Source organism: Rhizobium sp. NFR07, from assembly GCF_900111905.1.
GTDB lineage: Bacteria > Pseudomonadota > Alphaproteobacteria > Rhizobiales > Rhizobiaceae > Neorhizobium.
In genome coordinates, this window is record NZ_FOKM01000010.1 from 118456 (window position 1) to 143807 (window position 25352).

The window sequence follows — 25352 nt, forward strand, 5'->3', positions numbered from 1 at the left end:
GTCGATCAGGGTTCGCCCGGCGTCATGCCGAAAAGGTAGAAGGCGGCGAGGGCGATGCCGATCAGGAAGATGACGACGACGAAGGTCGACATGCCTCCAAGCGCTTTGCGTTTTGTTTCACTAGCCATGCCATATCAACGACTTGGCCAGCGAATGGTTCCCGCAAGATGAGCAAAAGCCCAGAGGTGGTCATCAGGCCTTGTTGCGAATCTGGGTCAGCGTCCGCGCCGGCGTGATCGCTTCCGGATCGAGCCTGACTTCGATGATCGCGGGCTTGCCGCTTTCGCGGGCGCGCAGATAGGCCGGGCCGAAATCCTCGGTTTTCTCGACCAGTTCCCCATGGCCGCCGAAGGCCTTGGCATAGGCGACGAAATCCGGATTGACGAGATCGGTGGCGCTGACGCGGCCGGGATATTCCCGCTCCTGATGCATGCGGATCGTGCCGTAGATGCCGTTGTTGACCAGCACGGTGATGATCGGCAGTCCGTATCGCACGGCGGTGATGAATTCCTGTCCGTGCATCATGAAGCAGCCGTCACCGGCAAAGCAGACGACTTCCCGCTCGGGGAAGAGCTGCTTGGCGGCAACTGCGGCCGGCAGGCCGTAGCCCATCGAGCCGGAGGTCGGTGCCGACTGGGTGTTGTATTTCCGGAAGCGGTGGAAGCGGTGCAGCCATGTGGCATAGTTGCCGGCGCCATTGGTGAAGATGGCGTCATCCGGCGTGTTTTCTTCGATCCAGCTCATGATCGGACCCATATGGACGTTGCCGGGGCCGCTTTCGGGCGGCGTCGACCACTTGAGATAGGAATCGTGCATGGCGGACTTGCGCTCGGCCCAGAGCGGCAGGGCCGGTGGCTCGAGATCCTTGATCGCTTCGACGAATTCCGCAGGTGCGGCGCAGATCGCCAGGTCCGGGCGATACATGCGGCCAAGCTCTTCCGGATCGGGGAAGACATGCACGAGCTTCTGTTGCGGGTAGGGGATGTCGAGCAGGGTGTAGCCGGAGGACGGCATTTCCGACATGCGGCTGCCGATCAGGACGAGCAGGTCTGCGTCCTTGATCTCCTTCGCCAGGGCCGGATTGATGCCGATGCCGACATCGCCCGCGTAGGACGGATGAAGGTGGTCGAACAGCATCTGGCGGCGGAAGGAGCAGCCGACCGGGATCTTGAAGCGGCTGGCGAAGGCCTGGAAATCGGCGACCGCCTGTTCGTCCCAGCGGGTGCCGCCGAGGATGAACATCGGGCGCTGCGCTTCCTTCAAGAGCTTCTCGAATTCGGCGACCTGCTTCTGGCCGGGATGGCTCTCGACGCGGGTATAGGCCTGCGCCGCGACCGCCTCGACTTCCTCGACCAGCATGTCTTCCGGCAGCGTCAGCACCACGGGGCCTGGGCGGCCGGAGGTGGCGACGGTAAAGGCGCGGGTGACGAATTCCGGGATGCGGCGGGCGTCGTCGATCTCGCCCACCCATTTGGCGAATTCGGTGAATGCGCGACGGTATTCGACTTCCTGAAACGCCTCGCGTTCCTTCATGTCGCGGCCGATCTGGCCGACGAAGAGGATCATCGGGACAGAATCCTGCTTGGCGACATGCAGGCCGGCGGAAGCATTGGTGGCGCCCGGTCCGCGCGTGACCATGCAGATGCCGGGTTCGCCCGACAGACGCCCCCAGCTGTCGGCCATCATCGCAGCGCCGCCTTCCTGGCGGCAGACGAGAACGTCGATGCCGCTTTCATAGAGCGCGTCGAGCACGGCGAGATAGCTTTCGCCCGGCACGCAGGACACGCGCTTGACGCCGTTCGCCTTCAAGGCCTCGACGATAAGCTGGCCTCCGGTTCTTTTGGCAGTCGTCATCGGTTGCTGTCCTTTTCGGTTGCCTTCGTGGATGCGTTGAGTTCGGCGAGAATTTCGTCCGTGTGCTCGCCCACTTTCGGGCTCGGACGATGATAGGCGAGCGGCGTCTCGGACAGCACGATCGGGCTGCGGACGCCCGGAATGATCGTGCCGTCGGCCGCCTCGAGATCGACGCGCAGGCCGCGTGCCTTGACCTGCGGGTCCTCGAACATTTCACCGATCGAGTTGATCGGCCCGACCGGCACGGCATTTTCGCCGCAGGCAGCCAGAAGATCGGCCTTAGTCCATTGGGTCGTCTCGGCGGTGATGAGGCTGCGTACCTCGACGCGATGGGCGACGCGGGCCTTGTTGGTCGCATAGCGCTCGTCGTCGGCCAGCTGCTCGATGCCGAGGATGCGGCAGAAGCGGCGGAACTGGCCGTCATTGCCGACGGCGAGGATGATATGGCCGTCGAGAACCGGGATCACCTCATAGGGCGAGATGTTGGGATGGGCATTGCCGAGCTTCACCGGCGAGATGCCGGAAATCAGGTAGTTCATGTTCTGGTTGGCGAGCACCGACGACATTACGTCGAGCAGCGCCATGTCGACCAGTTGGCCTTCGCCGGTCTTCATGGCATGGATCAGCGCGCCCTGGATGGCGGTGACCGCATAGATGCCGGTGAAGATGTCGGCGATCGCCACACCCGCCTTCATCGGCTGGCCGTCCGGCTCTCCCGTGATCGACATGAAGCCCGACATGCCTTGGACGATATAGTCGTAGCCGGCGAGCGAGGCATAGGGCCCGTCCTGGCCGAAGCCGGTGATCGAGCAATAGATGAGCTTCGGATTGATCTTCCTCAGGCTCTCGTAGTCGAGCCCGTATTTCTTCAAGCCCCCGAGCTTGAAGTTCTCGATCAGCACGTCGGACTGCGCGGCGAGCCTCCGGACGATCTCCTGGCCTTCCTCTGTCTTCAGGTCGACGGCGATCGAGCGCTTGCCGCGATTGGTCGAATGATAATAGGCGGCCGACAGGTTTTCGCCGTCGACGCTCTCGACGAAGGGCGGGCCCCAGGCGCGGGTGTCGTCGCCGCCGTCCGGGTTTTCCACCTTGATGACATCCGCCCCCATGTCGGCCAGCATCTGGCCTGCCCAGGGGCCGGCCAGAACGCGGGCAAGTTCGAGGACGCGGATGCCGTCGAGCGGCGGCTTTTTCTTGGCATTATCCATGATCAGGGGGCTACCGATGTCGTTTCGCTTTTGGTGACGGGCTTGATCGAGGCGACGCGACGCTCGCGCCAGATGATGTAGAGGCCGGAGCCGATGATGATCGAAATGCCGAGCCATTTGATCGGATCGGGAAAATCGCCGAACACGAGCCAGCCGAACAGCGTGGCAGAGATGATCTCGAAATACTGGATGGGCGCCAGCACGGAGGCGGGTGCCGCGCGATAGGCATAGACGCTCAGGACGCCGGAAAGGGCGGCAACGACGCCAACTGCGGCAATCCATGTGAAGGTGGTGAGGTCGGGAACGGAGGGGGCGAGAAAGTCGATCTCGGTAACGCCTCCGATCAGGAGCAGGACCGCGCAGATCGGCAGGCCCCACATCGACATCTGAAACTGCATCGCCCACGGGTCCTCGCGCTGGGCCAACGCACGCGTCATCATGGCGAAGATGGCGATGCAGAATGCGGTGACGACCGGCAGAAGCGCGACATAGCCGATTTCCTGAAAGCTCGGGCGGATGACGATCATGGCGCCGATAAAGCCGACGACGCAGGCCGTATAGCGCCGCCAGCCGATGATCTCCTTCAGGAAGATGCTCGACAGCACGGTCAGGATGATCGGTTCGACGAAGAAGATCGCGACGGCGTCGGCGACCGGCATCACCGCCAAGGTGGCGACGAAACAGACCATGGAGATCGCGATCACGGCGGCGCGTATGAAATGGTAGAAGCTCATCCGCCAGGAGAAGCTACGCCACGAGCCTGTCCAGATCACGAAGGGCAGCATGCACAGCGCCTGGAAGACGAAGCGCCCGGCCGTGATCATGGTGGGGGAGGCGGAGGTCGTCGCGAGCTTGGAAAAGACGTCGATCAGCGGCGCGATCAGCATGGCGAGGATCATCAGGCCCAGACCAGCGGTGATGCTGATGGCGTGTATGGATGGAGCCGGTTTTGCGGGCGCTGCGCTCATGGTCTGGATATACCGAGGGTGGAATTTTCGCGCACTTGAATAAAAGTCATGAACTCATTCCGTCGTCGTCAGCCGCGCTTGGAAATCGTGCCGGCCCATTCCGCAAACTCGGCCATCGCTTCGCCGCGAACGGTGTCGTTCAGCGTCTCGTGGCGGGTATGGGGCCAGAACCGCGTCATGACCTTGTGGAAGCCGTTCTTCCTCAGATGCGTCGAGAGCCAGAAGATTGCCTGTCCCTTGTCCGTCGCCGGGTCTTCGCCGCCGCCGAGCAGATGGATCGGCAGGTCTTTCGGTAGCCGATCAACAAGCGCCGGTGCGCGGAAGGTAAGTTCGAAGAGGTCGAGCCAGAGGGAGACGCTGGCATCGAAGCCGCAGAGCGGGTCGGTGATATAGGCATCGACTTCTGCCGGATCGTGGCTCAGCCAGTCGAAGGCGGTGCGATGGTTGGGGATGCTCTTGCCCCAGGCGCCGAAGGTGAGGCGGGGCAGCATGCCGCTCGGCACGTCAGATCCTTTTAGCGCGCGCTCGGCCAGAAGCAGGCCTTGGGCGGCGCGACCGGCAAGGCCGGGATTGAAGTTGGAATTCCACACCGCCACGGCATCGAAGGCGCGCGGATTGTCCACCGCGGCATTGAGTGCGATCAGCCCGCCCATGGAATGGCCGAAGAGGATGACGGGCAGGCCGGGATGGGCGGCCAGAGCGAGATCGCGCATCGCCATCACGTCGCGCAGCACGGCCGCCGCCCCGTCCTTCGACGCGAATCGCCCGATCGGCGCGTCCGGTGCCGTCGTCTCGCCGTGGCCGCGGTGATCCCAGGCGTAGACGTAGAAGCCCTTCGCCGCCATCGCCGCCGCGAAGGCCCGGTAGCGCTTGGAATGTTCCGCCAGTCCATGGGAGATCAGCAGGATGCCCCTGGCCGGTTCGGCCGCCTCAGCGTAGTGGTACGCGATCGACGCACCCGTCGGGCTGGGGAAACTCCGCGTTTCCCACCCAAATTCCAAGGTCATTTCAAGGCCTCCCCCCGCTCTGCGCATTGCCCCGAGGCGCGTCTTCGCCTACATAGCGGCAAAACCTCTTTCCCCCGGAGCTTAATTATCGATGGCACGTCAGTTCATCTATCACATGTCGGGACTGAACAAGTCCTATGGCGCCAAGAAGATCCTCGAGAACGTCAACCTGTCGTTCTACCCCGACGCCAAGATCGGTATCCTCGGCCCGAACGGCGCCGGTAAGTCGACCGTCCTGCGCATCATCGCCGGTCAGGACAAGGAATTCACCGGTGAAGCCTGGCTCGCCGAAGGCGCGACCGTCGGCTACCTGGAGCAGGAACCGAAGCTTGATCCGAACAAGACCGCCTTCGAAAACGTGATGGAAGGCGTGGCCGAAAAGCAGGCCGTGCTCGATCGCTACAACGAACTGATGATGAACTATTCCGACGAGACCGCGGAAGAGGGCGCCAAGCTGCAGGACATCATCGACAGCCAGAACCTCTGGGATCTGGAACAGCAGGTCGAGATGGCGATGGAAGCGCTGCATTGCCCGCCAAAGGATGCCAATGTCGAAAACCTGTCGGGTGGTGAGCGTCGCCGTATCGCGCTCTGCCGCCTGCTCCTGTCGCAGCCGGACCTGCTGCTGCTCGACGAACCGACCAACCACCTCGACGCCGAGACGATCGCATGGCTTGAGCGCCACCTGCGCGACTATCCGGGCGCCGTGATGATGATTACCCACGATCGCTACTTCCTCGACAACGTCACGGGCTGGATCCTCGAGCTCGACCGTGGTCGCGGCATTCCCTACGAAGGCAACTATTCCGCCTATCTCGGTGCCAAGGCCAAGCGCATGACGCAGGAAGCCCGCGAAGAAGCCGGCCGCCAGAAGGCGTTGTCGCGCGAACAGGAATGGATCGCTTCCAGCCCGAAGGCCCGTCAGGCCAAGTCCAAGGCACGTATCAAGGCCTATGAACAGCTGGTCGATGCGGCCGAGAACATCCGGCCCGGCGATGCGCAGATCATCATCCCGGTCTCCGAGCGCCTCGGCAATGTCGTCATCGAGCTCGACGGCATCAAGAAGGGCTTTGACGGCCGCACCCTGATCAACGACCTGTCGATCAAGCTGCCGCCGGGCGGCATCGTCGGCATTATCGGCCCGAACGGCGCCGGCAAGTCGACGCTCTTCAAGATGATCACCGGCCAGGAAACCCCGGACGAAGGTTCGATCCGCGTCGGCGACACTGTGCATCTCGGCTATGTCGACCAGAGCCGCGATGCTCTCGACGGCAACAAGACCGTCTGGGAGGAAATCTCCGGCGGTGCCGAAGTCATCAAGCTCGGGAAGTTCGACATGAACTCGCGCGCTTACTGCGGCGCCTTCAACTTCAAGGGCGGTGACCAGCAGCAGAAGGTCGGCAATCTCTCGGGTGGTCAACGCAACCGCGTTCACCTTGCCAAGATGCTGAAGGCCGGCGGCAACGTCCTGCTGCTCGACGAACCGACCAACGACCTCGATACGGAAACGCTCGGCGCACTGGAAAGCGCGCTCGAAGCCTTCGCCGGCTGCGCCATCATCATCAGCCACGATCGCATGTTCCTGGACCGCCTTGCCACGCACATCCTTGCCTTCGAAGGTGACGGCCATGTCGAATGGTTCGAAGGCAACTTCGAGGATTATGAAGAAGACAAGGTCCGCCGCCTCGGCCCCGACGCCCTCAACCCAGGCAGCCAGGCTCACAAGCGCCTGACGCGCTGAGGGCTTAGCGGATCCTATGATCTGGGGAAGGGCGGCTTGGCCGCCCTTCTGTTTTCTATAAGGCTATTCACGCCCGCAGAGCTCACGAGTCTCCTCATTCCTGTGCTTGTCACAGGAATACAGCAGCCCAAGTCCTTGGGCGGGAAGAGTCTTTTCATGGCGCAGACGCGCCGTGACTGGATTCCTGTGACAAGCACAGGAGTGAGGGAAGGATGGCTTGCCGATAATGGCCCGAGCGGACTTCAGCAGCACCGAGCCGAGAACTTTTCCAGCACTCTGACCACAGGCCGCGCACCTCGGTTCACAAGCGTTGAGGCGAAGTCCCTGACCTAGCTTGCATCTCCTGCATTTTTCATATAAAGATATCTTTATATCTTGATTGCCGGGGATGCCAACATGCGGTTGCCGCTCGATACACTGGTTGATGTGCTGAAGACTGTTGGCGAGCCGACGCGTTTCCGGCTGCTGGCTCTTCTGGCACGCGGCGACCTCACGGTGACCGATCTTACTGAAATTCTCGGCCAGTCGCAGCCCCGCATTTCCCGCCATCTCAAGCTCCTCACGGAAGATGCCCTGATCGAACGTTATCAGGAAGGCGCTTGGGCCTATTTCCGCCTGCGCCATGACGGTGAGGCGGCGTCCCTGGTGCGGACCGTGTTGACGGCTGCTTCTTCTGACGATCCGGTTCTGCTGCGCGACGGTGAGCGGCTTGCCGCCGTAAAGCGCCAGCGTGCAGAGCGGGCACAGGCCTATTTCAGCCGCAACGCCTCCGAATGGGATGAGTTGCGCCGCTTGCACGCGAGTGACGCCGCTGTCGAAAAGGCGCTGCTGCGGCTTGTTGGTCCTTCTCCAATCGATTCGCTGCTCGACCTCGGTACCGGCACGGGCTGGATTCTGCAGCTTCTCGCGCCCCATTATCGCCGAGCGGTCGGCGTCGATGCGAGCCGCGACATGCTGTCGGTCGCCCGCGCCAATCTCGACAAGGCCGGTATCCTCAAGGCATCCGTGCGGCACGCCGATATTCTCAACCTGCCGCTCGAAGGCCAGGATTTCGATCTGGTGACGATCCACCAGGTTCTGCATTTTCTCGATCAGCCCGAACTGGCCATCGGCGAGGCGGCGCGCATCCTGCGCCCCGGCGGTCGTCTGCTGATCGTCGATCTTGCCCCCCACAAGCTGGAGCATCTGCGCGAGGAGCACGCCCATGTGCGGCTGGGCTTCTCCCACGAAACGATCAGCGACTGGCTGGAAAAAATCGGCCTCGACGTGGAGCAGGCGATAGATATCGCCCCCGACCAGGCCGAGGGGCTTACCGTTACAATCTGGCTGGCGAAGGATCGCCGCCTCCTCATCGCTGACGCCGAGCCGGCAACCGCGATCCCGGTTCTTCAGGAAGGCTGATCATGGACGAGAACACGACAAACCAGCGCCTCAAGATCTCCTTTGAATTCTTTCCGCCGAAATCGGAAGAGATGGAAGCGCAGCTGTGGGACACCGTGGAACGGCTTGCTCTGTGGCAGCCGGAATTCGTCACCGTGACCTATGGCGCGGGCGGATCGACCAAGGAACCGACGCTTGCCGCCGTGCAGAAGATCGTCGGCGATACCAGCCTGCCGACAGCCGCGCATCTGACCTGCGTTGACGCCTCCAAGGACGAGGTTCGGGCCGTGGTGGATGAGTATCGCGCAGCCGGTGTGCGCCGCATCGTTGCCCTGCGCGGCGATCCGGCTGCCGGCATAGGCACCGTCTATACGCCGCATCCTGAAGGTTTCGTGCAGACAGCCGATCTGGTTCGGGCGCTGGCCGAATACGGCGATTTCGACATTTCGGTCTCGGCCTATCCGGAAAAGCATCCGGAGAGCCCCGACATGGCGGCGGATATCGACGTCTTGAAGCGCAAGGCGGATGCCGGCGCGACGCGGGCGCTGACCCAGTTCTTCTTCGATAACGACACGTTCTTCCGCTACATGGACGAGGTTGCGGCGGCCGGCATCACGCTTCCAGTGATCCCGGGCATCATGCCGATCCAGAACCTTACCCAGCTCAAGCGTTTCGCCCGCCGCTGCGGTGCCGTCATGCCTGGCTTCTTGGATGATCGTTTTGAAGGACTGGACGAGAAGCCGGAAGAGCGGGCCAAGGTCGCTGCCGATGTCGCTGCCGAGCAGATCGAGGGGCTTACCGAACGCGGCTTCAACCATATCCATCTCTATACGATGAACCGGGCTCCGCTCGTCTCGGCCGTTCTGGATCGCATCGGTTACAAGCCCGAGGACGCGAGAGCCGTCGCAGCAGCCTGATCAGGCGCATTGGGATAAACCCACAGCCCGGATGTGGAAAACGCATGCTCTTAAGGAGCATGCGTCTTTGGAAAGGCTGTCATATCAAACGTTCTTGGATGCAAGATACGACTGGCAGGATGTGTGCAGACTCAGGGCTAGATGAAAAGCATCGAAGCCACGAACACGAATGCTGCACCGACTACCAGGAGATTGAGGGGGTAAGTACGTCCCATGTCTGCCTCCTTGCGTTGACCCTTAAACTTTATGACCGATTTGCGTCAGCGCAAAGCCGTTTTTATGACGCAGTGCAGCGGCAGGCGGGTCCAACTTCTCAGCATCGTTCTCCAAGCTGCTGCAATTAAAACGATTTTATTGGCGAATGGCCTGGGGAAAAATCTTGCCGAATTGTTAAAGTCTGTCGCTCGGCGTGAGCGGAGATCAGGCCGCTCTCATTCGTAAGGCGAAGATTCGCCCGTCCAGCATCAACAATCCCAGAGCGATTACGCCCATGCCGGCGAAAACGGTCCAGCCCAGCCGCTCGTGCAGAAACAATGCGCCGAGGAGGATGGCGCTCGGCGGAACGAGTAGCGTCACGAGTGATGCGTTGGTGGCGCCGGCAAGTGCCAGGATGCGGAAGAAGATCAGGTAGGCGAAGGCGGTCGAGAGCAGCGCCAGGATGATGACGGCCGCTATGGCCTCGGTCGAGGGTATGGGCAGGGACCACGGCTGATCGTAGAAGAAGGCGGCAGGCAGCATGATCAGAGACGAGGCCGTCAGCTGGCCGGTCGCCGTGACCGGTGCGGCCAGCCCGCGAAAACGTTTGCCGTAGGTTGCGGCGAAACCGTAAGAGATCGCCGCGCCGATCGGCAGGATCAGCGCCCAGAGGGGGATCGAGGCGGAGGAAGACAGGCTGGGGCCGATCAGGATGGCGGTGCCGACAAGGCCGGTCAGGCAGCCTGCGAGCTCGCCGGCGCTCAGTTTTTCATCCGCCGTCCAGTAATTGGCGATGATCACCGTCCAGATGGGGGTCGTCGCATTGAGGATCGAGGCGAGGCCTGCGCCGATCTGCGTCTGGCCGAAGAAGATCAGTGTGTGGGGCAGGGCATTGTTGATGAAGCCCATCAGGATGAATTCGCGGTAGCGCGCGGTGAGCGTGCGATAGAGGTCATGCCGGCCGCGCAGATAGATGTGCAGGGCCAGCGCCGCGAGGCCAAGCCGGAGGAAGACCAGCGTGAAGGGCGGGATTTCAAGGACGGCGATGCGGCCGAAGAAGAACGAGCCGCCCCAGAGGAAGCCGAGAAGAACGAGCAAGGTCCAGGCCAAGGCGCTTGGTCTGGCGGAAGGGGCGGCGGTCATTATGCAATCCCGATTGTATCAGCCGAGATTAGCCACTGCGGCGTTCTCCGCCACCCGTATCCTGCATTGCCCAGAGTTTTATTAGAGCCGTTTCGCTTTTCTCCCGAGCGAAACGGATCTGATTCTCTGGTTTTACGTCGTTGCGGACGCAAAACCGCTACGCACTCTTGCTGGAACTGTTTAGAGCGCGGAAAGCAGAGCCTGGGTCGGCCAGCCGTCGGCGGGCATGCCGAGGCGGGCCTGTTCCTTCTGCACGGCCTGGCGCGTGCCGGAGCCGAGGATGCCGTCGATCTTGCCGACGTCATGGCCGTGGGCGTCGAGCTTTTCCTGCAGCTGCTTCATGGCGTCGACATCGAGGCCCGGTTCCGGCGTGGTCTTCTGATAGGGCGGTGCGCCGGACAGGCGGGTGGCGAAATAAGCGGCCGACGTCGTGTAGATGAAAGACTGGTTCCACTGCAGGTAGATGCCGAAATTCGGATAGGCGAGGAAGGCAGGTCCCTTGCGGCCCTGCGGCAGGATCAGGGCTGCCGGAAGGTTGCCGAACTTGGTGTCGCCGTCACGCGGGGTGACGCCGTAGTCGAACCATTCCGAGGCCGGGATCTCGTTGCCGAGGCCGGATTTTTCGAAAGGCAGGCTCTCCGGCAGGGTGACTTCCTGGATCCAGGGTTCGCCCTTTTTCCAGCCCATGCTCTGGATGAATTTTGCGGCGGTCAGGACGGCATCCGGTGCGCTGCCCTTTACGTCGATATGACCGCTGTTGTCGCCATCGACCCCGTGCGCGATAATATCTTCCGGCAGCATCTGGACCTGACCAATCTCGCCGGCCCATGCGCCGGTATTGGTCTGCGGGTTGAGGTCCCCGTGCTGGACCATCTCTGTGAGCGCGATGAGCTGCGGGCGGAACAGTTGCGGGCGGCGGCAGTCGTGGGAGAGGGTGACGAGCGCGTTGCGGGTGTTGAAATCGCCCTGAACCGCGCCGAAATCGGTCTCCATCGCCCAGAAGGCGGTGATCACGCCCGGCGCCACGCCGAACTCGTTTTCTGCACGGGCGAAGACATCCGCATACTGCTTCAGCTTCTGGCGGCCGATATCGAGGCGCGCCTGGCTGACGGTGCGCTGCGAGAATTCCAGAAAAGTCTGGCGGAATACGCCCTGGGCGCGGTCACGGGAGAGGACCTTCTGGTCGATCTGCGCGCCGGCCAGCGCTTCGTCCACTGCACTTGCCGGAACGCCCTTGGAGACCGCTTCCTGCTTTACGCCTTCGAGGAAAGCCGTCAGGTCGCCGCCGCAGGCCGGGGCGGGTTCCGTGGATGGCGTCTGGGCGATAGCGGGGGCAGACAGGCCTCCGGCGATGAGGGCTGCAAGGGCAAAGCGGCGGCTGTCGAGGAATGGCATCTGGCGATCCTGGCGATCTGTGACGTGTGCGGGGATGATTTGGCGTGAGAATGCTTGGAATGGCCGTGTCGTTCCATCACGGACGTCACGGTCACGCGGCTATTTAGCGCAGTCGCATCGACATTGCCAGCAGCACGAATCACATCGGCGACGGCTCAGTCGTTGGCGGCGGCTACCCAGCTGTTCCAGGTCTTGGCGCTGCCGGAGAAGACGTTGATATCCGTATTGCCCTTGATGCCGGGCACGACGCCGGTGGCGGTATATTGCCAGAAGGCCCATTTGCGGCCCGAATAGATCTCGCCCGGATGGGCCGCTACCGAGCGGACCCAGAAATGATAGTTGCTGAAGGCGCCGACCAGGTTGTCGCGGTGGAAATCCACCGAGGTGTAGATGATCGGCTTGCGGCCGTAATGGGCCTCGATACGGGCCATGAAGCGGCGCATGACGTCGCGTACCGTTGCAGCATCGGGCTTCAGCTTGCAGGTCGGAGAGGCGTGGTTCCATTCCATGTCCAGCACCGGCGGCAGCATGTTCGCTTCCTTCGGCACGTTGGCGATGAACCAGTCGGCCTGATCCTCCGGCGTCGAGCAGAAGTAGTAGAAGTGATAGGCCGCATGCGGGATGCCGGCATTGGCGGCGTTGCGCCAATGGGTGGTAAAGGCCGGATCGATGCGGTCCTTGCCCTCTGTGCCCTTGATGAAGACGAAGGAGACGCCGGATTTCCTGACAGTCTGCCAGTCGATATTCGTGCCGTTCCACTTCGACACGTCGATGCCGTGGACCTCGTGGCGACCGGGATGGTTGTGGCCGAAATCCTGCGGGTCGTTGTCACGGAACTTGGTGCCGCTGATCGAGGCGGTATCCATGAGGTCGCTCGTCGAGGTACAGGCGCTCGCCAGGAGTGCAGTCGCGACGAGAGCAAGAAGGATACGGGGCATGGACTATCCGAGATTACCGCAGGCGCAAGCCTCTGCCCATATCTGCTAATGTGGCAAAGCTGAAGATGCCGTTTACCATAACGCCGTAAAGATTGCGTTATGGAAAGCGGTGCGCAACGACGCCGCCGTCAGCTCTTCCTGCGGATCACCGCGTGCCAGGCATATCCACGGCCGATCTCCTCGAAGATCATGTCGGCATTGGCGACGGCCAGTTTTGCTTCCAGAACGGCGTGAAGGTTCGCCCTTGGCGTGACGTGGAAGCGTTTCAGCCAAGACTGCAACGTGCTCCGGAACCACGTCGGCAGACGTTCCTGCTGGCCGAAATCGACGATGTGCAGGGAGCCGTCGGGCTTCAATGCGGCGAGCGCTGCCGTGACCGCATCCTCCCAGGCGGGGATCATCGACAGGGCGTAGGAGATCATGATCCGGTCGAAGCCTTTGACGCCGAAATCCTCGGGCCGGAATGTGGTTGCGTCGGCGACGATCAGTGACGGCATCGGGCCTTTGCCGGAGAGATTGGCGCGGGCCGTCTGTAGCATCTCGTGGGAGATGTCGAGGCCGTAGAGTTCGGCCGTCGGATAGTGCCTGCGGGTCAGCGCCAGATTGCGGCCCGTGCCGCAGCCGACTTCGAGAATGCTTGCGCCGTCGGATGCCTTGAGGCCGGATATCATCCGGTCGCGACCGAAGAGATAATATTTCCGCGTCAGGTCGTAGATGTGCCGCTGGTAGCGGTACATCCGGTCCATCTCGGCGGCATGACCGCCGGTGGCGAAATCGGCGCTCATTCGTCGGCCTTTGCTGTGTCGGTCTTCACGTAGATGTGGAAGCCGCCGTAGATGGCGGAGCGATCCTGCAGGTTCAGCTCTTCCGAACGCTGGGCGAGATAGGTCCATTCCTGACGGAGGCTTTCCGACAGACGGCCTTCGATCACGCTCTTTTCCGCCGCCGTGCGGAAGATGACGCGGGCGCCGGAGGCGGCGGTGCGGTTGATCTCGCTCCACAGCGCGTTCAGCTGGTCGTCGGTCATCCAGTCCTGGGCATCTAGAAGGACGTAGCGATCGACGGAGCCGGCGGGCTTGCGTGAGAGAAGAACGGTGACGCTCTCGTGGTGGACCGCGACGCGGTCGGTATTGCGGCTGATCGCCTTGTAGTTTTCGGTGCGCAGATAGGTCGGCAGATGGCCTTCCTCCGGACGGGGATAGCGGCGGGCGAAGGCCTGCCAGGCGAAATAGTTGTCCTTCAGCGGGAAGTGGCAGGCGAGCTTTTCGAGGCGCTCCCGCAGAACCGGTGCGATCGAGCCGTTCGGCGCCAGGCTTGCCAGCTCGTCATATTGCTGCGGCGGAATGCCGAGGCCGAAGAGCGAGCTCTTGCGGCTGGTGATGAAGCGGATCAGCGGCCGGTCGAAGAGCGGCGCGATATTGGTGTCGAAGAATTGCCGCTGCTCGCGTATCGAACGGGTCTTGGCGAACTGCTTGAGGTCGACTCCATGCAGGCGGGCGACGATATGGCCGATGGCGATGAAGCGGCCGAGCAGGCCGGTGCGGTAGATGTTGCGGTTGAAAACCTCGACGCGGCGACGGCCCGTCAGCGAACGCTTCTGCCAGTAGGTGCGTGTCGCTTCATCGAGATGGGGGGCAATATAGGCGTCGAATGCCCTGCTGTTGCTCTTCACGCCATCGACGCCGAGGTGGCGCACGACATCGGCATGGGAGGGCAGATGCTTGAAGGCGGCGAGCTTGAGCCGGTTGAGTGCAATGTGATGGCGGTTGAGGTCGACGACGTCGATCTGCTTCGGCGAACGGGAGAGATAGGCCAGCATATTGCAGCCGCCGGAGCCGATGGTGACGATCGAATGGCCTTCCGACAGTTCCATCGCGTCCATGTCGACCGCCGGGTCTTCCCAGATCTGCGGATAGACGAGGCCGGAGAAGAGCAGGCCGAACAACCGCTCTGAAAATCCGTGGGCGGATAATGCCTTGTGCTGGAGGAGGGCGTCTTTCAGCTTGCGATTTCGCTGCAAACCACGATCTTCGACGATATCTGCCATGACCAATCCTGCCTCATCATGAGTTCGAAGGCGTTTAGCCGCTTCGTGCTACAGCTTCGTGACGCCGGCTGTGATCTGGCTGATGGCGGGGACGTGAAAACTACGGGCTTTCGCTGACGCGCGGATTTTGCTTGCATGCGCGCCAAAAGATGGAGGCGTTTGTGCTCAAGCGGATTTCTCGTGTTCTCGTCGTTGCCGTGCTGGTCATTCTCATCGGCATCGGAGGCTGGCTCTATTTCGTGCCTCCCGGCCTGCTCAGCGTCGGCAGCGGCTATGCGGCCAAGATCGTCTGCTCCAATGTCTTCATCGCTCACCGGGATCCTCAGGAAGTGCTGGCGCTGGACGTGCAGGCGCCCGGCAATCCGCTGCTCCGGCTGATGCGGGTCGAGGTTGACCGGGAGACGCAGCATGTCAGGGCGGAGCTGCTTGGCAGCATCGCGCCGAGCGAAGCCATCTATCGCGAAGGTACGGGATGCACGCTCGTGCCGTACGGAGCGACCGCCATCGCTCAGAGACAATTGCGGGCGCCTGACATGATTGTCGCAGACGGATTGTGGCCACAGGGGCAGAAAGTCGAACCGGACGAATCGTTTGCAGGCGTGCTTTCAGATGCCGCGTTAACCGGTCCTGGCATGCGCGGGACCGTAATCGTGCATAATGGCCGTATTGCCGGGGAGGCCTATGGCTCAGGATTTTCCAAGGATACGCCGCTCATCGGCTGGTCGATGACGAAAACGGTCAACGCCGCGATCATCGGCCGATTGCTGGCCGAGGGCCGGATGCAGCTGGACGAGAAGGGGCTTTTTCCCGAATGGCGAAATGACGGACGCGCGGCGATCAGCGTCGCGGATCTTCTCGGCATGGAGAGCGGACTTGCCTTCAACGAGGATTACGGCACGGTCGCGGACGTAACCCGCATGCTGTTTCTGGAGCCGGACATGGCAAGATATGTGGCCAGCCTGCCGCTGGAGGGCGATGTCGGACGGCTCTTCAAATACTCGTCTGGCACGGCGATGCTTCTGTCGAGGATCTGGATGGATCACGCCGGAAGCGAGGCGGAGGCGATCGCCTATCCGCGCAAGGCGCTGTTCGAGCCTCTCGGGATGACGAGTGCGGTGCTGGAGACGGATGCCGCCGGAACCTATGCCGGTAGCTCCTACATGTATGCAACGCCGAGGGACTGGGCCCGGTTCGGGCTTCTGCTTGCACATGACGGGGTGTGGCAGGGAAAGAGGCTGCTGCCGGAAGGCTTCGTCGCCCAGATGCATGAGCCCGACAGGAGTTCGAACGGTCGCTATTCGAAAATGCAGACCTGGTTGCCGAAACCGGATGCCGGCCTTCCGGCAGACGCGTTTCTCATAGACGGCCATGACGGGCAGAAGATCTACGTCATTCCGTCCTTGGATCTCGTCGTCCTGCGAATGGGGCTGACGCCGCGCGCCATGGGCTACGATCCGATACCGCTGGTGAAGGCGGTAATCCGGCAGATTGCGGGAGAGTGATTATTTCTGCAGGACGTGCAGCATGTCCTTGCGCTTGGCGTCGTAATAATAGCCGCGCGCATAAAGCCTGATGGCGTTGTCGTTCTGGTTGTCGGCGACGAGCCAGGCGCCGCGCAGATATTTGATCGCGTATTTGAGGTTGGTCTCTGCGTCGAGCAGGCCTTCCGGCGGTCCGTCATAGCCCATCGACTTCGCGGTCGAATACTTGATCTGCATGAGGCCCCAATAGCCGTTCTTGTGATAGGCCTTGGGGTCGTATTTGCTTTCGCGGTGGACGACGCGGTGAACCAGCGATTCCGGCACGCCATAGAGGCCGGCATAACGATGAATCAGCTTCTTGAGGTCAGACGGTGCGTCGGCTGCGGTTTCCGGCATGGGCTCACCCGGTGCCGGCGGGAATTCCATCCGGTTGTCGATGGCCGAGACGGCGGCGACGGCCTTTGGCTGGGCAGCATAGGCAAGGGTCGTCATGCCCGTTGCGGACATGCCCGGCACGGCAGGGCGCGGCGTCGGGATGACCGACTGCAGCGCGACCATGTCCGGCGTCAGTTCGGGTTCGTCGAGCGCGATCGCCTGGGCTGCGGCGGGCTGGATCTGACCGGCCTGGACTGCGGCCGCGACGGGCGGCGAGACGAGGCGTCCGGCCTTACCGGTCGTATGCGGTGCGGACGCGAGAAGTGTGGACGTGGTTGCCGCCTGAGGCGCAACGGGCGCCGAGGGCTGCATGACGACGAAGGGAGCCATGGTCGTCGATGCCATGGCGACCGTCTGAACGGAAGTGGCTTCGGTTGCGGTCGGAACCGGTATCGGGAGGCGGCTGGTCTTTACGAGGGTGACCGTGTTGTCCGTGCCGGCCTGGATCGCGGGGCCATCGGCTGCCTGACCGGCAACGGTAACCTGCTCGCTGGCGGCTGTTTCAGGCGTCTGCGCCCCGTTGGAGGCAACATTGCCGTCACGATCAACGCTTGAACATGCAGCAAGGGCGGAGGACATGGCAAGCACCACGGCTGCCTTCCGGCCGACAAAACGCATCATCGCCATTGGGTCGCTTTCACTAAAAATCGTTGCCCAGAACGTTAACAGGACCGCCAATACGCCGCGGAAGGTCGATTTCCATTAACCTATCCGGATCGTGCCGACAAGCGGCTCGGCATCACGCGGCAATACGCCGATATCCGGCGGTGACGGCGCGCCGGGCGATGTATAGGGTTTTGGGCTTGTGCGAGGCTTTCCCGGCCTGGCTGCGACGGCGACGCTTCCATGTGGAAAACTGGGGAAAAAGCGCAAAGGCGAGGGCAGAAGCGAAGGCCGCTGCAGCCAGCAAGCCGATCGTCGCCGGGTAGAATGTTTCCATTGCGACGACCGGAGTGGCGAACTGGATAAGGATCGCGGCCAGCAGGAAAACGTAGCGGCCGCTGCGGAACGTTATCCGGATGAAATGGCCGAAAACCCGCAAGGGGCGCGTTTCCGGAAGGTTATCGTTGTCGGCTATCCCCTGGCGCAGTCGCGGGTCCTGCAAAGCATAGAGCGCATAAAGCATGAGGAAGGAGAGGCCGAGCCAGGACGCCGCGTCGTCGATCGCCGGCATCACGGCCAGCAGCGCGGCGACGGCGGCGGCCGAAAGGCCAGCTGCAAGCACGATGGCGAACGTCGCAGCCGGCACGGTAACAAAGGCGCTCTTCCTGCCCCATGACCTGGCATAGGTGGCGACGGAAAAGGCGAGAGGATGAGGTAGCAGCAGCAGCGCCGATGCGGTCGCAGCAAATGCCAGCCAAGCCTCAATGGTCATCATCACCCTCCCGGACGCCCACAGCGTCCGTCATCTGCAATCAGGCTGCCTTATAAGACTGGCCGATCGTGTCCATCACGTCACCAAACCATTTTGCCGACATATCGAAAGGTTTTCCACCCTTGATGCGCGGAAATTCGATGGTCCGGAGCTTGCCCCCATGATCCTCGTCATGGCCGGTGACGCCGGAGACCTTGTTCAGCGCGCTTTCCACGGCCAGATCGACCATGCCCTGAATCAATCTCAAATCATCGGCATTGGCCGGTGCGGAACGGGCGAAATAGCCGGATTTCTGTACCATCGAGCGTTCCGCATCGAGGAGAGCGGCAAACTGTTTCTGGAACCAGTTGCCGACGTTGATGGTGTCGAGCTTGACGTGGCCGAAGGCATCGCGCTTCGCCGTCTCGCCGGCGGCTTCGCGCTCTGCGACGATCGCGTCGAGGCAGGCGCCTTCCGAGACGAACAGCGTGACATGGCCGCTTTTGTCCATGATCTTCTTCAGGCGCGCTGCTTCCTTCTGGGCGTCGAAAGCCATCTCCGGCAGGTAGAGGCCGTCGATGCCCTTCATCTCCCTGCTCATCATGAAGCCTTCGACATAGTCGTTGGCGCTGGTCTTCTGGATGTAGGCGCGGGCGGTCGCAGCCGTCAGCCAGCCGCAATGGCGGCCCATGACCTCATGGATGACGAGTGTGCGTGGTGCTGCCGTCTGCTCGTTGGAGACATTGTCGAAGAAGGTGGCGCCGACTTCGGCGGCCGTCCAGGCGCCGAGCGAGTGGCGGATCGGCACGACATCGTTGTCGACGGTCTTCGGCAGGCCGACGACGGTGAGATTGTAGCCGTTGGCGCCGAGATAGGCGGCAAGATCGGCCGCCGTCGTATTGGTGTCGTCACCGCCGATCGTGTGGAGGATGGTGACGCCATCGGCGGCCAGGCGCTCGGCGGCGACCGCCAGCGGGTTCTGGCCTTCCTTGACCAGCCCGCGCTTGACGCAGTCCGCGGCATTGGTGAGCTTGACGCGGCTGTTTCCGATCGGCGAGCCGCCATAACGATGCAGGAGATGGGCCTTTTCGCGCATCTGTGGGGTGATTTCGATTCGGTCCTGGAGCAGTACGCCCTGATAGCCCGAGCGGTAGGCGATCAACTCGGCGTCGGGTGCGATGTCGGTATATCGGCTGATCAGCCCGCCGACGGCGGATGACAGGCAGGGGGCGAGACCGCCCGCGGTCAGCATTGCAACTTTCTGTTTGGCCATGGATCCTCCGGCGCGTCGTTACGCTCACTATGGACAAGTCTTCGAAATGGATGCGACAGCATATAGGGCGTGTAAAGTGAATTTCTCAAGAAAGCGCATGGTTGTGGCGAACTGTCTCGGCAGGGCATAAAGGCGAGCGTTTTCAGATGATTGCGCCGGTTGCGTGAAATTCTTTCGCATGGGCGGCTGAGCGATTATGATCGGAACATCCAAACGGCGCGATGCGATCTTCGCTATCGTGATCATGGGAGCAGGTGGTATGCCGAGACGATCGGGAACGCTTGCCGCTTTCATGAATTGGATCGATTGTTCGGATTAGATGAACATAGTTTAATCCGGTGGCGGACCTCCGCCACATTGCAATCAGGCGCATTATCTGGTCATTTACAGACATGATTTTCGATTTTTCCTGTCTGCATATTTCCTCTCTGTGGGAGCGCCTCGTCAGCGCTGTCGGCGATGTGGCCGGCAACGCGCTCAGCCGTGTCGTGGAAGCGATCCGCACAATGTTCGAGGGGGATCCGGAGACGCGCAGGCAGGTTTCGTTCTCGGTGGCGATCATCGCGCTGTCGGCCAAGATGGCGAAGGCGGACGGAATCGTGACGGAGGCCGAGGTTCGCGCCTTCCAGCAGATTTTCGATTTTCCCGACGAGGAAGCGCGGCACGTGGCGCGGCTCTATAACCTCGCTCGGCAGGATGTCGCCGGTTATGAAGCCTATGCAACGAAGCTGGCCGGGCTGTGCGGTTCCGGCGCGTCGGAAAACTGCCCGATGCTCGAAAACGTCATCGACGGGCTGTTCCATATCGCCAAGGCGGACGGGCTGGTGCATGAGAAGGAACTGTTGTTCCTCGGCCGCATCGCCGAGATCTTCCATATCAGCGACGACCATTTCCGCCGCATCATGGCGCGCCATGTCCATCTGGACGGCCGCGACCCATATCTCGTCCTCGGCGTTTCGAAGGAAGATGATTTTGCCGCGATCCGCAAGCAATACCGCCTGCTGGTGTCCGAGCATCATCCGGACCGTTTGATCGCCCGCGGCGTTCCTGCGACGCTGCACGCTGCCGCCAACGAGCGGATGGCGGCGCTCAATGCCGCCTATGAGGCGATCGAGAAAGAGCGCCGCGCGGCATGACCCCTGATTTCGTCGCGGATTATGCGGCAGCATCTGTCCAGGCCTCTCCCAATCATGGCGAGCGGGCAGGCGGCAGGGGGCCGGACACGATCATCCTGCACTATACCGGCATGCCGAGCGCCGATCAGGCGCTGAGCTGGCTGTGCAACGCAGAGAGCCAGGTCTCGAGCCACTATTTCGTCCACGAGGACGGCCGCGTGATCCAACTCGTGCCGGAAACGCGACGTGCGTGGCATGCGGGCAAGAGCGCCTGGGCGGGCGAGATCGACGTCAATTCCCGTTCCATCGGCATCGAGATTGCCAATCCCGGCCATCCGGGCGGCGTGCCGCCATTCCCGAAGGCGCAGATGGATGCGGTAATCGAATTGTGTCTCGATTGCGGCCACAGGTGGTCGATTGCGCCTGAACGGGTGCTCGGACACTCGGATGTGGCCCCCATTCGCAAGGTCGATCCGGGCGAAAATTTTGCCTGGGATATTTTGTATGCAGCCGGTGTCGGCCATTGGGTCGAGCCCACCCCAATTTCCGGTGGCCGGTTCTTCCAGATGGGCGAAAGCGGTCAGCCGGTGGAGGCGCTGCAGTCGATGCTGTCGCTCTATGGCTACGATCTTGAGATTACAGGCAATTTCTGCGAACGCACGAAAGGCGTCGTCGAAGCGTTCCAGCGCCATTTCCGTCCTGCTCTGGTGGACGGGATTGCGGATGCCTCGACGATCGACACGCTGCATCGGCTTCTGAAGGCGCTGCCGAAATACAGCTAGAAGCAATGTTCCAAGCATTGCGCAGGACGCGGCAAGGATTGACGTCTTCTCCATTGCCACATCCTCTCCCCATTCTCCCGCTCTAACCATCTGGTTCGCGCAATCACCAGTGTAGGCGGGGGTTGCTTAGAAAAACGATCAGGTCGTGTGGCGCGCCGTCTTTCCGGCGACGCGTCCGATGGATGTGCGTATCTTCATCCTCTTACCTGTCGGGACGATCCCCAGAAGGATGGGACGCCCGTATCCGGAGACTGACTTAATTCATGAAAATGCTGGCTGTTGCAGCCGCTGCGGGCATTGCCATGCTCGCCGCGGGTACTGGTTTCGTGCGTGCCGAGGACGGCGGAGAAACGATTACTTACGTCAAGAAGAAGGTCCTTGAGCCTTGGGAAACGCGGGAGACCGACGCGATGGCGCAGACGCCGGAAGACCGGCTTGCCATTCGGCGCACCCACTATGAAGGGCTTATCCAGAAATATGCGGATCAGTACGATGTGCCGGCCGAGCTTGCGCTCGCGGTCGTGCAGATCGAAAGCAGTTTTCGCCCGACGGTGAAGGGCAGCGCCGGCGAGATCGGCCTGATGCAGATCAAGCCCGCGACGGCGAAGATGATGGGTTACGATGGCGCGGCGACCGGGCTCTATGACCCCGAAACCAACATTCGCTTCGGCATGAAATATCTGGCCGGTGCCCATGAACTGGGTGACGGCAAGGTCTGCGGAACCATCCTCAAATACAATGCCGGACATGGCGCAAAGCGGATGAACCCCGTTTCCAAGCGCTATTGCAACAAGGTCGAGGCCGTCATCGAGACGATGGAACGTCCGACCCAGACCGCGAGTGTTGCGATCGGCACGGTCGAGCTGGTCTACGGACGGAACTTTCCGGTCATATTCTGATCCGGTGCCTCTGGCGTTTTGATTCCGGAAATGGCTACAAATGCCTATTGCAATTAGGCATTTGATCATCGGAAGCGAAAGGGCGGGGCATGGCGCAGCGGTTCAAGTATATCGTCGTCGGGCGAGGAATGATGGGGGCGGCTGCCGCCCGCCATCTGTCGCAATGGACCGACGGCGTGGCGCTTATCGGGCCCGATGAGCCGGCCGATGCCTCCCGCCATCAGGGCGTTTTCGCCAGTCATTATGATGAAGCGCGCATTACGCGCACCATCGATCCGAACCCTGTCTGGGCGCGGCTGGCGAACCGCTCGATCGCCCGCTACCGGCAGATCGAGGCCGAGAGCGGTATCGACTTCTACCATCCCGTCGGCTGCCTGATCGTCGGGCCAGCTCGCAGTTCGGGCCATTCCTATATCGGCGGCGTGTGCAGCGCTGCCGCCGGACTCGGCGTCGATGTGGAGATGCTGAGCGACGAGCAGCTTGCAGACAGGTTTTCCTATTTCGGCTTCGAGCCGGGTTGCGAGGGCGTCTACCAGGGGAATGACGCCGGCCACATCAATCCGCGGGCGCTGGTCGCGGCACAATCCGTCATAGCCGAAAAACAGGGCGTTAGCCGAATCGGCGAAGTCGTCGTCTCCGTGCGTGAGGGTCATGGCGGCGCAGTGGTGACGACGGCCGAAGGCAATACATACGAGGCTGATCGGGTCCTGCTGGCCGCCGGAGGATTCTCGACGGCTGAGGGGTTGCTCCCGCGTCAAGTCGAGATGTCGGTCTATGCGCGGACCGTCACCTTCTTCCATATTCCGGATGAAGAACTGCCCAAATTCTCCGGCATGCCGTCGCTGATCCACGAGCCGCTCAATCCGCGTGACCACATCTATATGCTACCGCCGGTGCGTTATCCGGATGGCAAGGTCTATCTGAAGATCGGCGGCGATCAGGACGACATTCTCGTCACCTCCGATCACGACATGCGGGCATGGTTCCGTTCGGGTGGGCGTGAGACGGTGCGGGACCATCACGCCCGGATCATGGAAACGCTGGTGCCCGGCGTCGACCGCAGCCGGATCTCGACGGGCTCCTGCGTCGTCTCCAAGACGGCGACCGGTTATCCGGCGATCGCCTTTACCGACTCGCCCCATATCGCGGTGCTGACCGGCGGCTGTGGTGCGGCGGCCAAGAGTTCCGACGAGATCGGCAGGCTCGGGGCGGAACTGATCTTCCACGGCGAAATCCGGGACGACGCCTATGGCGTGCCGTTCTCGGCAAGCTTCGCCTGATCCGCTGACGGTGGATTCTTTGCTGTGGCCTTTGCCAATCAAACCGTCTATGGAGCCGAGGCCAGTTGGCCGGGCAGCCGCGCTTTACCAATGCCGAAAGGCGGTAGGGTGAGGAAAGTCCGGGCTCCACGGAAACACGGTGCCGGATAACGTCCGGCGGGGGCGACCCCAGGGAAAGTGCCACAGAAAGCAAACCGCCTCGCTATATGCGGGGTAAGGGTGAAAGGGTGGGGTAAGAGCCCACCGCGCTTCTGGTGACAGCGGCGGCAAGGTAAACCCCACCGGGAGCAAGACCGAATAGGGATGACGCGGGGCGCGCAAGTGCCTACAGCCTGTTTCTGGGCCAGTCATCCGGGTGGGTTGCGCGAGGCGATGTGCAAGCATCGTCCCAGATGAATGGCTGCCACGTTCCGGTGCTCGCACCGGGGCCATACAGAACCCGGCTTACAGGCCAACTGGCGAATCTCATTTTGCTTCATCGGGTAGGCACTCGGCACGCGGCCGAGTGTTAACGCTCGCGTGCCGGATACCTGTGAAAAGAACTCCCGTGCGGCGATGGGACCGTTGTTTCAACGGATTGAAAACAAGGCGTAAATCGCAATTCTTTGATGTTTGCGTGATGTCCCGGTGAAGGGCAATGGTAACGTTTTGTTAAACTTAACGGGTCATAAATAAATGCTGTCTGGGATGGGTTAGCGGAGCCTGTCCCGCCGATGTCCCTGTGGTTCAATGTCGTTCCATTCTCGCGCTGCTCATGGGCGGTTCCCCGCCTCGCAATCGAATGCTTCGATCGGGCAGTGTTTTGTTCGAGTCTCTGCCAGTCGTTTGGCTGGCGGGCGATCGAAGGGTCTAGGGTTTCACGATGGAATGAATGGAGCGTGCGGATTGCGCTCCAATGGCGGCAGGAGTGCGGAATGGTGACGAAATCGGATGGTGCTGATGTCGAGGCCGAAGGCGGCCCGATGCGCCATATTCCGGTTCTCCTCAAGGAAGTCGTCGATGCGCTGAGGCCGGAAGCGGGCAAAGTCATTCTTGACGGCACCTTCGGCGCAGGCGGCTACACATCCGCAATTCTTTCTGCCGGTGCTTCCGTAATCGCAATCGATCGCGACCCGACGGCGATCGCTGCCGGTCAGGCGCTGGTCGAGCGGCATGAGGGGCGTCTGTCCCTCGTGCATTCACGGTTTTCGCGGCTTGCGGATTTTGCGCCCCAGGGTGGCCTCGATGGCGTCGTTCTCGATATCGGCGTTTCCTCCATGCAGATCGACGAGGCGGAGCGCGGCTTTTCCTTTCAGCGCAACGGGCCGCTCGACATGCGCATGTCGGCTGACGGGGTTTCGGCGGCAGATGTTGTCAACCGGGCCAAGGTCGGCGACCTGATCCGCATTTTCGGCTTTCTCGGTGAAGAGAAGCATGCCGGCCGCATTGCGCGCGCCATCGAGAAGCGCCGCGCCAGCGAGCCGTTCCGCACGACCCGCGATCTCGTCAATCTGATCGAGACCGTCAATCCGCGCCGGGCCAAGGACAAGATCCATCCGTCGACCCGCGTCTTTCAGGCGCTGCGCATCTTCGTCAATGACGAGCTGGGCGAGCTTGCGCGAGCGCTTTTCGCAGCGGAAGGGTCGCTGAAGCCAGGCGGGCGTCTCGTCGTCGTCACCTTCCATTCACTGGAAGACCGCATCGTCAAGCAGTTCTTCTCCGACCGTTCTGGCAAGGCATCCGGCTCGCGGCACATGCCGGCCGTCGATGTTCGGCCTGCCGTTTTCGATTTTCCCGGCAAGCAGATGGTGGCCGCCAGCGAAGCCGAGGCGGAGGTCAATCCACGCGCCCGTTCGGCAAAGCTTCGCATGGGCGTTCGCACCACCGCTGCCCCCGGCGCCGCCGACCTTTCGATCTTCGCGCTGCCCGATCTGGCCAGCCTCGCCACCATGGGAGCCTGA

General features: G+C 61.9%; 22 protein-coding genes and 1 other RNA gene. 10 read left to right on the top strand and 13 right to left on the bottom strand.

Annotated elements, in window-relative coordinates; all coding sequences use genetic code 11:
* Positions 1-5: 5 nt before the first annotated feature.
* From BM216_RS35045 to BM216_RS20750, 5 genes are all read right to left on the bottom strand, one after another.
* Positions 6-128 carry a hypothetical protein gene (locus BM216_RS35045; RefSeq protein WP_280141693.1) on the bottom strand — a complete coding sequence of 41 codons (123 nt, stop codon included), beginning with the start codon at positions 126-128 and terminating at the stop codon, positions 6-8.
* A gap of 64 nt (positions 129-192) precedes the next feature.
* Positions 193-1854, bottom strand: coding sequence for a thiamine pyrophosphate-binding protein (locus BM216_RS20735; protein ID WP_093001110.1), 1662 nt, complete (start codon positions 1852-1854; stop codon positions 193-195).
* Positions 1851-3062 (bottom strand): succinate--glutarate CoA-transferase, encoded by a 1212-nt coding sequence (locus BM216_RS20740; protein ID WP_093001111.1) that lies wholly within the window; start codon positions 3060-3062, stop codon positions 1851-1853. The genes BM216_RS20735 and BM216_RS20740 overlap by 4 nt, the downstream gene beginning before the upstream one ends.
* A gap of 2 nt (positions 3063-3064) precedes the next feature.
* Positions 3065-4030: a DMT family transporter gene (locus BM216_RS20745; RefSeq protein ID WP_093001112.1), complete on the bottom strand. Its 966-nt coding sequence runs from the start codon at positions 4028-4030 to the stop codon at positions 3065-3067.
* A gap of 68 nt (positions 4031-4098) precedes the next feature.
* Positions 4099-5037, bottom strand: a complete 939-nt coding sequence (locus tag BM216_RS20750; RefSeq protein WP_093001113.1) for an alpha/beta fold hydrolase — start codon at positions 5035-5037, stop codon at positions 4099-4101.
* A 91-nt stretch (positions 5038-5128) separates the two neighbouring features.
* Between BM216_RS20750 and ettA the strand changes: the two genes are divergently transcribed.
* The 3 genes from ettA to metF all read left to right on the top strand — a co-directional run bounded on the left by ettA (position 5129) and on the right by metF (position 9075).
* Positions 5129-6778 (top strand): energy-dependent translational throttle protein EttA, encoded by a 1650-nt coding sequence (ettA, locus tag BM216_RS20755; protein WP_093001114.1) that lies wholly within the window; start codon positions 5129-5131, stop codon positions 6776-6778.
* A 396-nt stretch (positions 6779-7174) separates the two neighbouring features.
* Complete coding sequence (locus BM216_RS20765) at positions 7175-8179, top strand: ArsR/SmtB family transcription factor (protein ID WP_093001116.1); 1005 nt, start codon at positions 7175-7177, stop codon at positions 8177-8179.
* A gap of 2 nt (positions 8180-8181) precedes the next feature.
* Positions 8182-9075: a methylenetetrahydrofolate reductase [NAD(P)H] gene (gene metF, locus BM216_RS20770; RefSeq protein ID WP_093001117.1), complete on the top strand. Its 894-nt coding sequence runs from the start codon at positions 8182-8184 to the stop codon at positions 9073-9075.
* Between the two features lie 420 nt (positions 9076-9495).
* On the opposite strand, the gene BM216_RS20775 is transcribed toward metF, so the two are convergent.
* The 5 genes from BM216_RS20775 to BM216_RS20795 form a co-directional block, all read right to left on the bottom strand.
* Positions 9496-10413: a DMT family transporter gene (locus BM216_RS20775; protein WP_093001118.1), complete on the bottom strand. Its 918-nt coding sequence runs from the start codon at positions 10411-10413 to the stop codon at positions 9496-9498.
* Positions 10414-10593: 180 nt separating this feature from the next.
* On the bottom strand, positions 10594-11808 hold the full coding sequence (locus tag BM216_RS20780) for a lytic murein transglycosylase (protein WP_093001119.1): 1215 nt from the start codon (positions 11806-11808) through the stop codon (positions 10594-10596).
* Positions 11809-11963: 155 nt separating this feature from the next.
* On the bottom strand, positions 11964-12746 hold the full coding sequence (locus BM216_RS20785) for a glycoside hydrolase family 25 protein (RefSeq protein WP_093001120.1): 783 nt from the start codon (positions 12744-12746) through the stop codon (positions 11964-11966).
* Positions 12747-12874: 128 nt separating this feature from the next.
* Positions 12875-13531: a class I SAM-dependent methyltransferase gene (locus BM216_RS20790; RefSeq protein WP_093001121.1), complete on the bottom strand. Its 657-nt coding sequence runs from the start codon at positions 13529-13531 to the stop codon at positions 12875-12877.
* On the bottom strand, positions 13528-14793 hold the full coding sequence (locus tag BM216_RS20795) for a BtaA family protein (protein WP_093001122.1): 1266 nt from the start codon (positions 14791-14793) through the stop codon (positions 13528-13530). Before BM216_RS20795 ends, BM216_RS20790 begins: the two co-directional genes overlap by 4 nt.
* Before the next feature lie 161 nt (positions 14794-14954).
* On the opposite strand from BM216_RS20795, the gene BM216_RS20800 reads away from it, so the two are divergent.
* Positions 14955-16295, top strand: a complete 1341-nt coding sequence (locus BM216_RS20800) for a serine hydrolase domain-containing protein (RefSeq protein ID WP_244530252.1) — start codon at positions 14955-14957, stop codon at positions 16293-16295.
* On the opposite strand, the gene BM216_RS20805 is transcribed toward BM216_RS20800, so the two are convergent.
* The 3 genes from BM216_RS20805 to BM216_RS20815 form a co-directional block, all read right to left on the bottom strand.
* Complete coding sequence (locus BM216_RS20805) at positions 16296-17327, bottom strand: lytic transglycosylase domain-containing protein (protein WP_093001243.1); 1032 nt, start codon at positions 17325-17327, stop codon at positions 16296-16298.
* Positions 17328-17448: 121 nt separating this feature from the next.
* Positions 17449-18084: a hypothetical protein gene (locus tag BM216_RS20810; protein ID WP_143102813.1), complete on the bottom strand. Its 636-nt coding sequence runs from the start codon at positions 18082-18084 to the stop codon at positions 17449-17451.
* A gap of 40 nt (positions 18085-18124) precedes the next feature.
* Positions 18125-19336: a pyrophosphate--fructose-6-phosphate 1-phosphotransferase gene (locus tag BM216_RS20815; RefSeq protein ID WP_093001124.1), complete on the bottom strand. Its 1212-nt coding sequence runs from the start codon at positions 19334-19336 to the stop codon at positions 18125-18127.
* Positions 19337-19728: 392 nt separating this feature from the next.
* Here BM216_RS20815 and BM216_RS20820 point away from each other — a divergent pair, with 392 nt between their 5' ends.
* From BM216_RS20820 to rsmH, 6 genes are all read left to right on the top strand, one after another.
* A complete protein-coding gene (locus tag BM216_RS20820; RefSeq protein ID WP_177230858.1) occupies positions 19729-20472 on the top strand; it encodes a J domain-containing protein in 744 nt (247 codons plus the stop codon).
* The gene (locus BM216_RS20825; protein WP_093001125.1) at positions 20469-21233 is read left to right on the top strand and encodes an N-acetylmuramoyl-L-alanine amidase; all 765 of its coding nucleotides are present in this window, start codon (positions 20469-20471) and stop codon (positions 21231-21233) included. The genes BM216_RS20820 and BM216_RS20825 overlap by 4 nt, the downstream gene beginning before the upstream one ends.
* Before the next feature lie 263 nt (positions 21234-21496).
* Positions 21497-22132: a lytic transglycosylase domain-containing protein gene (locus tag BM216_RS20830; protein WP_093001126.1), complete on the top strand. Its 636-nt coding sequence runs from the start codon at positions 21497-21499 to the stop codon at positions 22130-22132.
* Between the two features lie 89 nt (positions 22133-22221).
* Entirely contained in the window at positions 22222-23412 is a 1191-nt protein-coding gene (locus BM216_RS20835) for an NAD(P)/FAD-dependent oxidoreductase (protein WP_093001127.1), read from the top strand.
* Between the two features lie 61 nt (positions 23413-23473).
* An RNA gene (rnpB, locus tag BM216_RS20840) (RNase P RNA component class A) lies at positions 23474-23875 on the top strand.
* Positions 23876-24326: 451 nt separating this feature from the next.
* Positions 24327-25352, top strand: a complete 1026-nt coding sequence (rsmH, locus tag BM216_RS20845) for a 16S rRNA (cytosine(1402)-N(4))-methyltransferase RsmH (protein WP_093001128.1) — start codon at positions 24327-24329, stop codon at positions 25350-25352.

Coding starts and splice junctions, on each gene's coding strand:
- ettA (WP_093001114.1), top strand. CDS start 5,129: ATGGCACGTCAGTTCATCTATCACATGTCGGGACTGAACAAGTCCTAT.
- BM216_RS20785 (WP_093001120.1), bottom strand. CDS start 12,746: ATGCCCCGTATCCTTCTTGCTCTCGTCGCGACTGCACTCCTGGCGAGC.
- BM216_RS20810 (WP_143102813.1), bottom strand. CDS start 18,084: ATGACCATTGAGGCTTGGCTGGCATTTGCTGCGACCGCATCGGCGCTG.
- BM216_RS20740 (WP_093001111.1), bottom strand. CDS start 3,062: ATGGATAATGCCAAGAAAAAGCCGCCGCTCGACGGCATCCGCGTCCTC.
- BM216_RS20820 (WP_177230858.1), top strand. CDS start 19,729: ATGATTTTCGATTTTTCCTGTCTGCATATTTCCTCTCTGTGGGAGCGC.
- rsmH (WP_093001128.1), top strand. CDS start 24,327: ATGGTGACGAAATCGGATGGTGCTGATGTCGAGGCCGAAGGCGGCCCG.
- BM216_RS20795 (WP_093001122.1), bottom strand. CDS start 14,793: ATGGCAGATATCGTCGAAGATCGTGGTTTGCAGCGAAATCGCAAGCTG.
- BM216_RS20815 (WP_093001124.1), bottom strand. CDS start 19,336: ATGGCCAAACAGAAAGTTGCAATGCTGACCGCGGGCGGTCTCGCCCCC.
- BM216_RS20830 (WP_093001126.1), top strand. CDS start 21,497: ATGAAAATGCTGGCTGTTGCAGCCGCTGCGGGCATTGCCATGCTCGCC.
- BM216_RS20835 (WP_093001127.1), top strand. CDS start 22,222: ATGGCGCAGCGGTTCAAGTATATCGTCGTCGGGCGAGGAATGATGGGG.
- BM216_RS20775 (WP_093001118.1), bottom strand. CDS start 10,413: ATGACCGCCGCCCCTTCCGCCAGACCAAGCGCCTTGGCCTGGACCTTG.
- BM216_RS20750 (WP_093001113.1), bottom strand. CDS start 5,037: ATGACCTTGGAATTTGGGTGGGAAACGCGGAGTTTCCCCAGCCCGACG.
- BM216_RS20805 (WP_093001243.1), bottom strand. CDS start 17,327: ATGCGTTTTGTCGGCCGGAAGGCAGCCGTGGTGCTTGCCATGTCCTCC.
- BM216_RS20790 (WP_093001121.1), bottom strand. CDS start 13,531: ATGAGCGCCGATTTCGCCACCGGCGGTCATGCCGCCGAGATGGACCGG.
- BM216_RS35045 (WP_280141693.1), bottom strand. CDS start 128: ATGGCTAGTGAAACAAAACGCAAAGCGCTTGGAGGCATGTCGACCTTC.
- BM216_RS20780 (WP_093001119.1), bottom strand. CDS start 11,808: ATGCCATTCCTCGACAGCCGCCGCTTTGCCCTTGCAGCCCTCATCGCC.
- BM216_RS20765 (WP_093001116.1), top strand. CDS start 7,175: ATGCGGTTGCCGCTCGATACACTGGTTGATGTGCTGAAGACTGTTGGC.
- BM216_RS20745 (WP_093001112.1), bottom strand. CDS start 4,030: ATGAGCGCAGCGCCCGCAAAACCGGCTCCATCCATACACGCCATCAGC.
- metF (WP_093001117.1), top strand. CDS start 8,182: ATGGACGAGAACACGACAAACCAGCGCCTCAAGATCTCCTTTGAATTC.
- BM216_RS20735 (WP_093001110.1), bottom strand. CDS start 1,854: ATGACGACTGCCAAAAGAACCGGAGGCCAGCTTATCGTCGAGGCCTTG.
- BM216_RS20825 (WP_093001125.1), top strand. CDS start 20,469: ATGACCCCTGATTTCGTCGCGGATTATGCGGCAGCATCTGTCCAGGCC.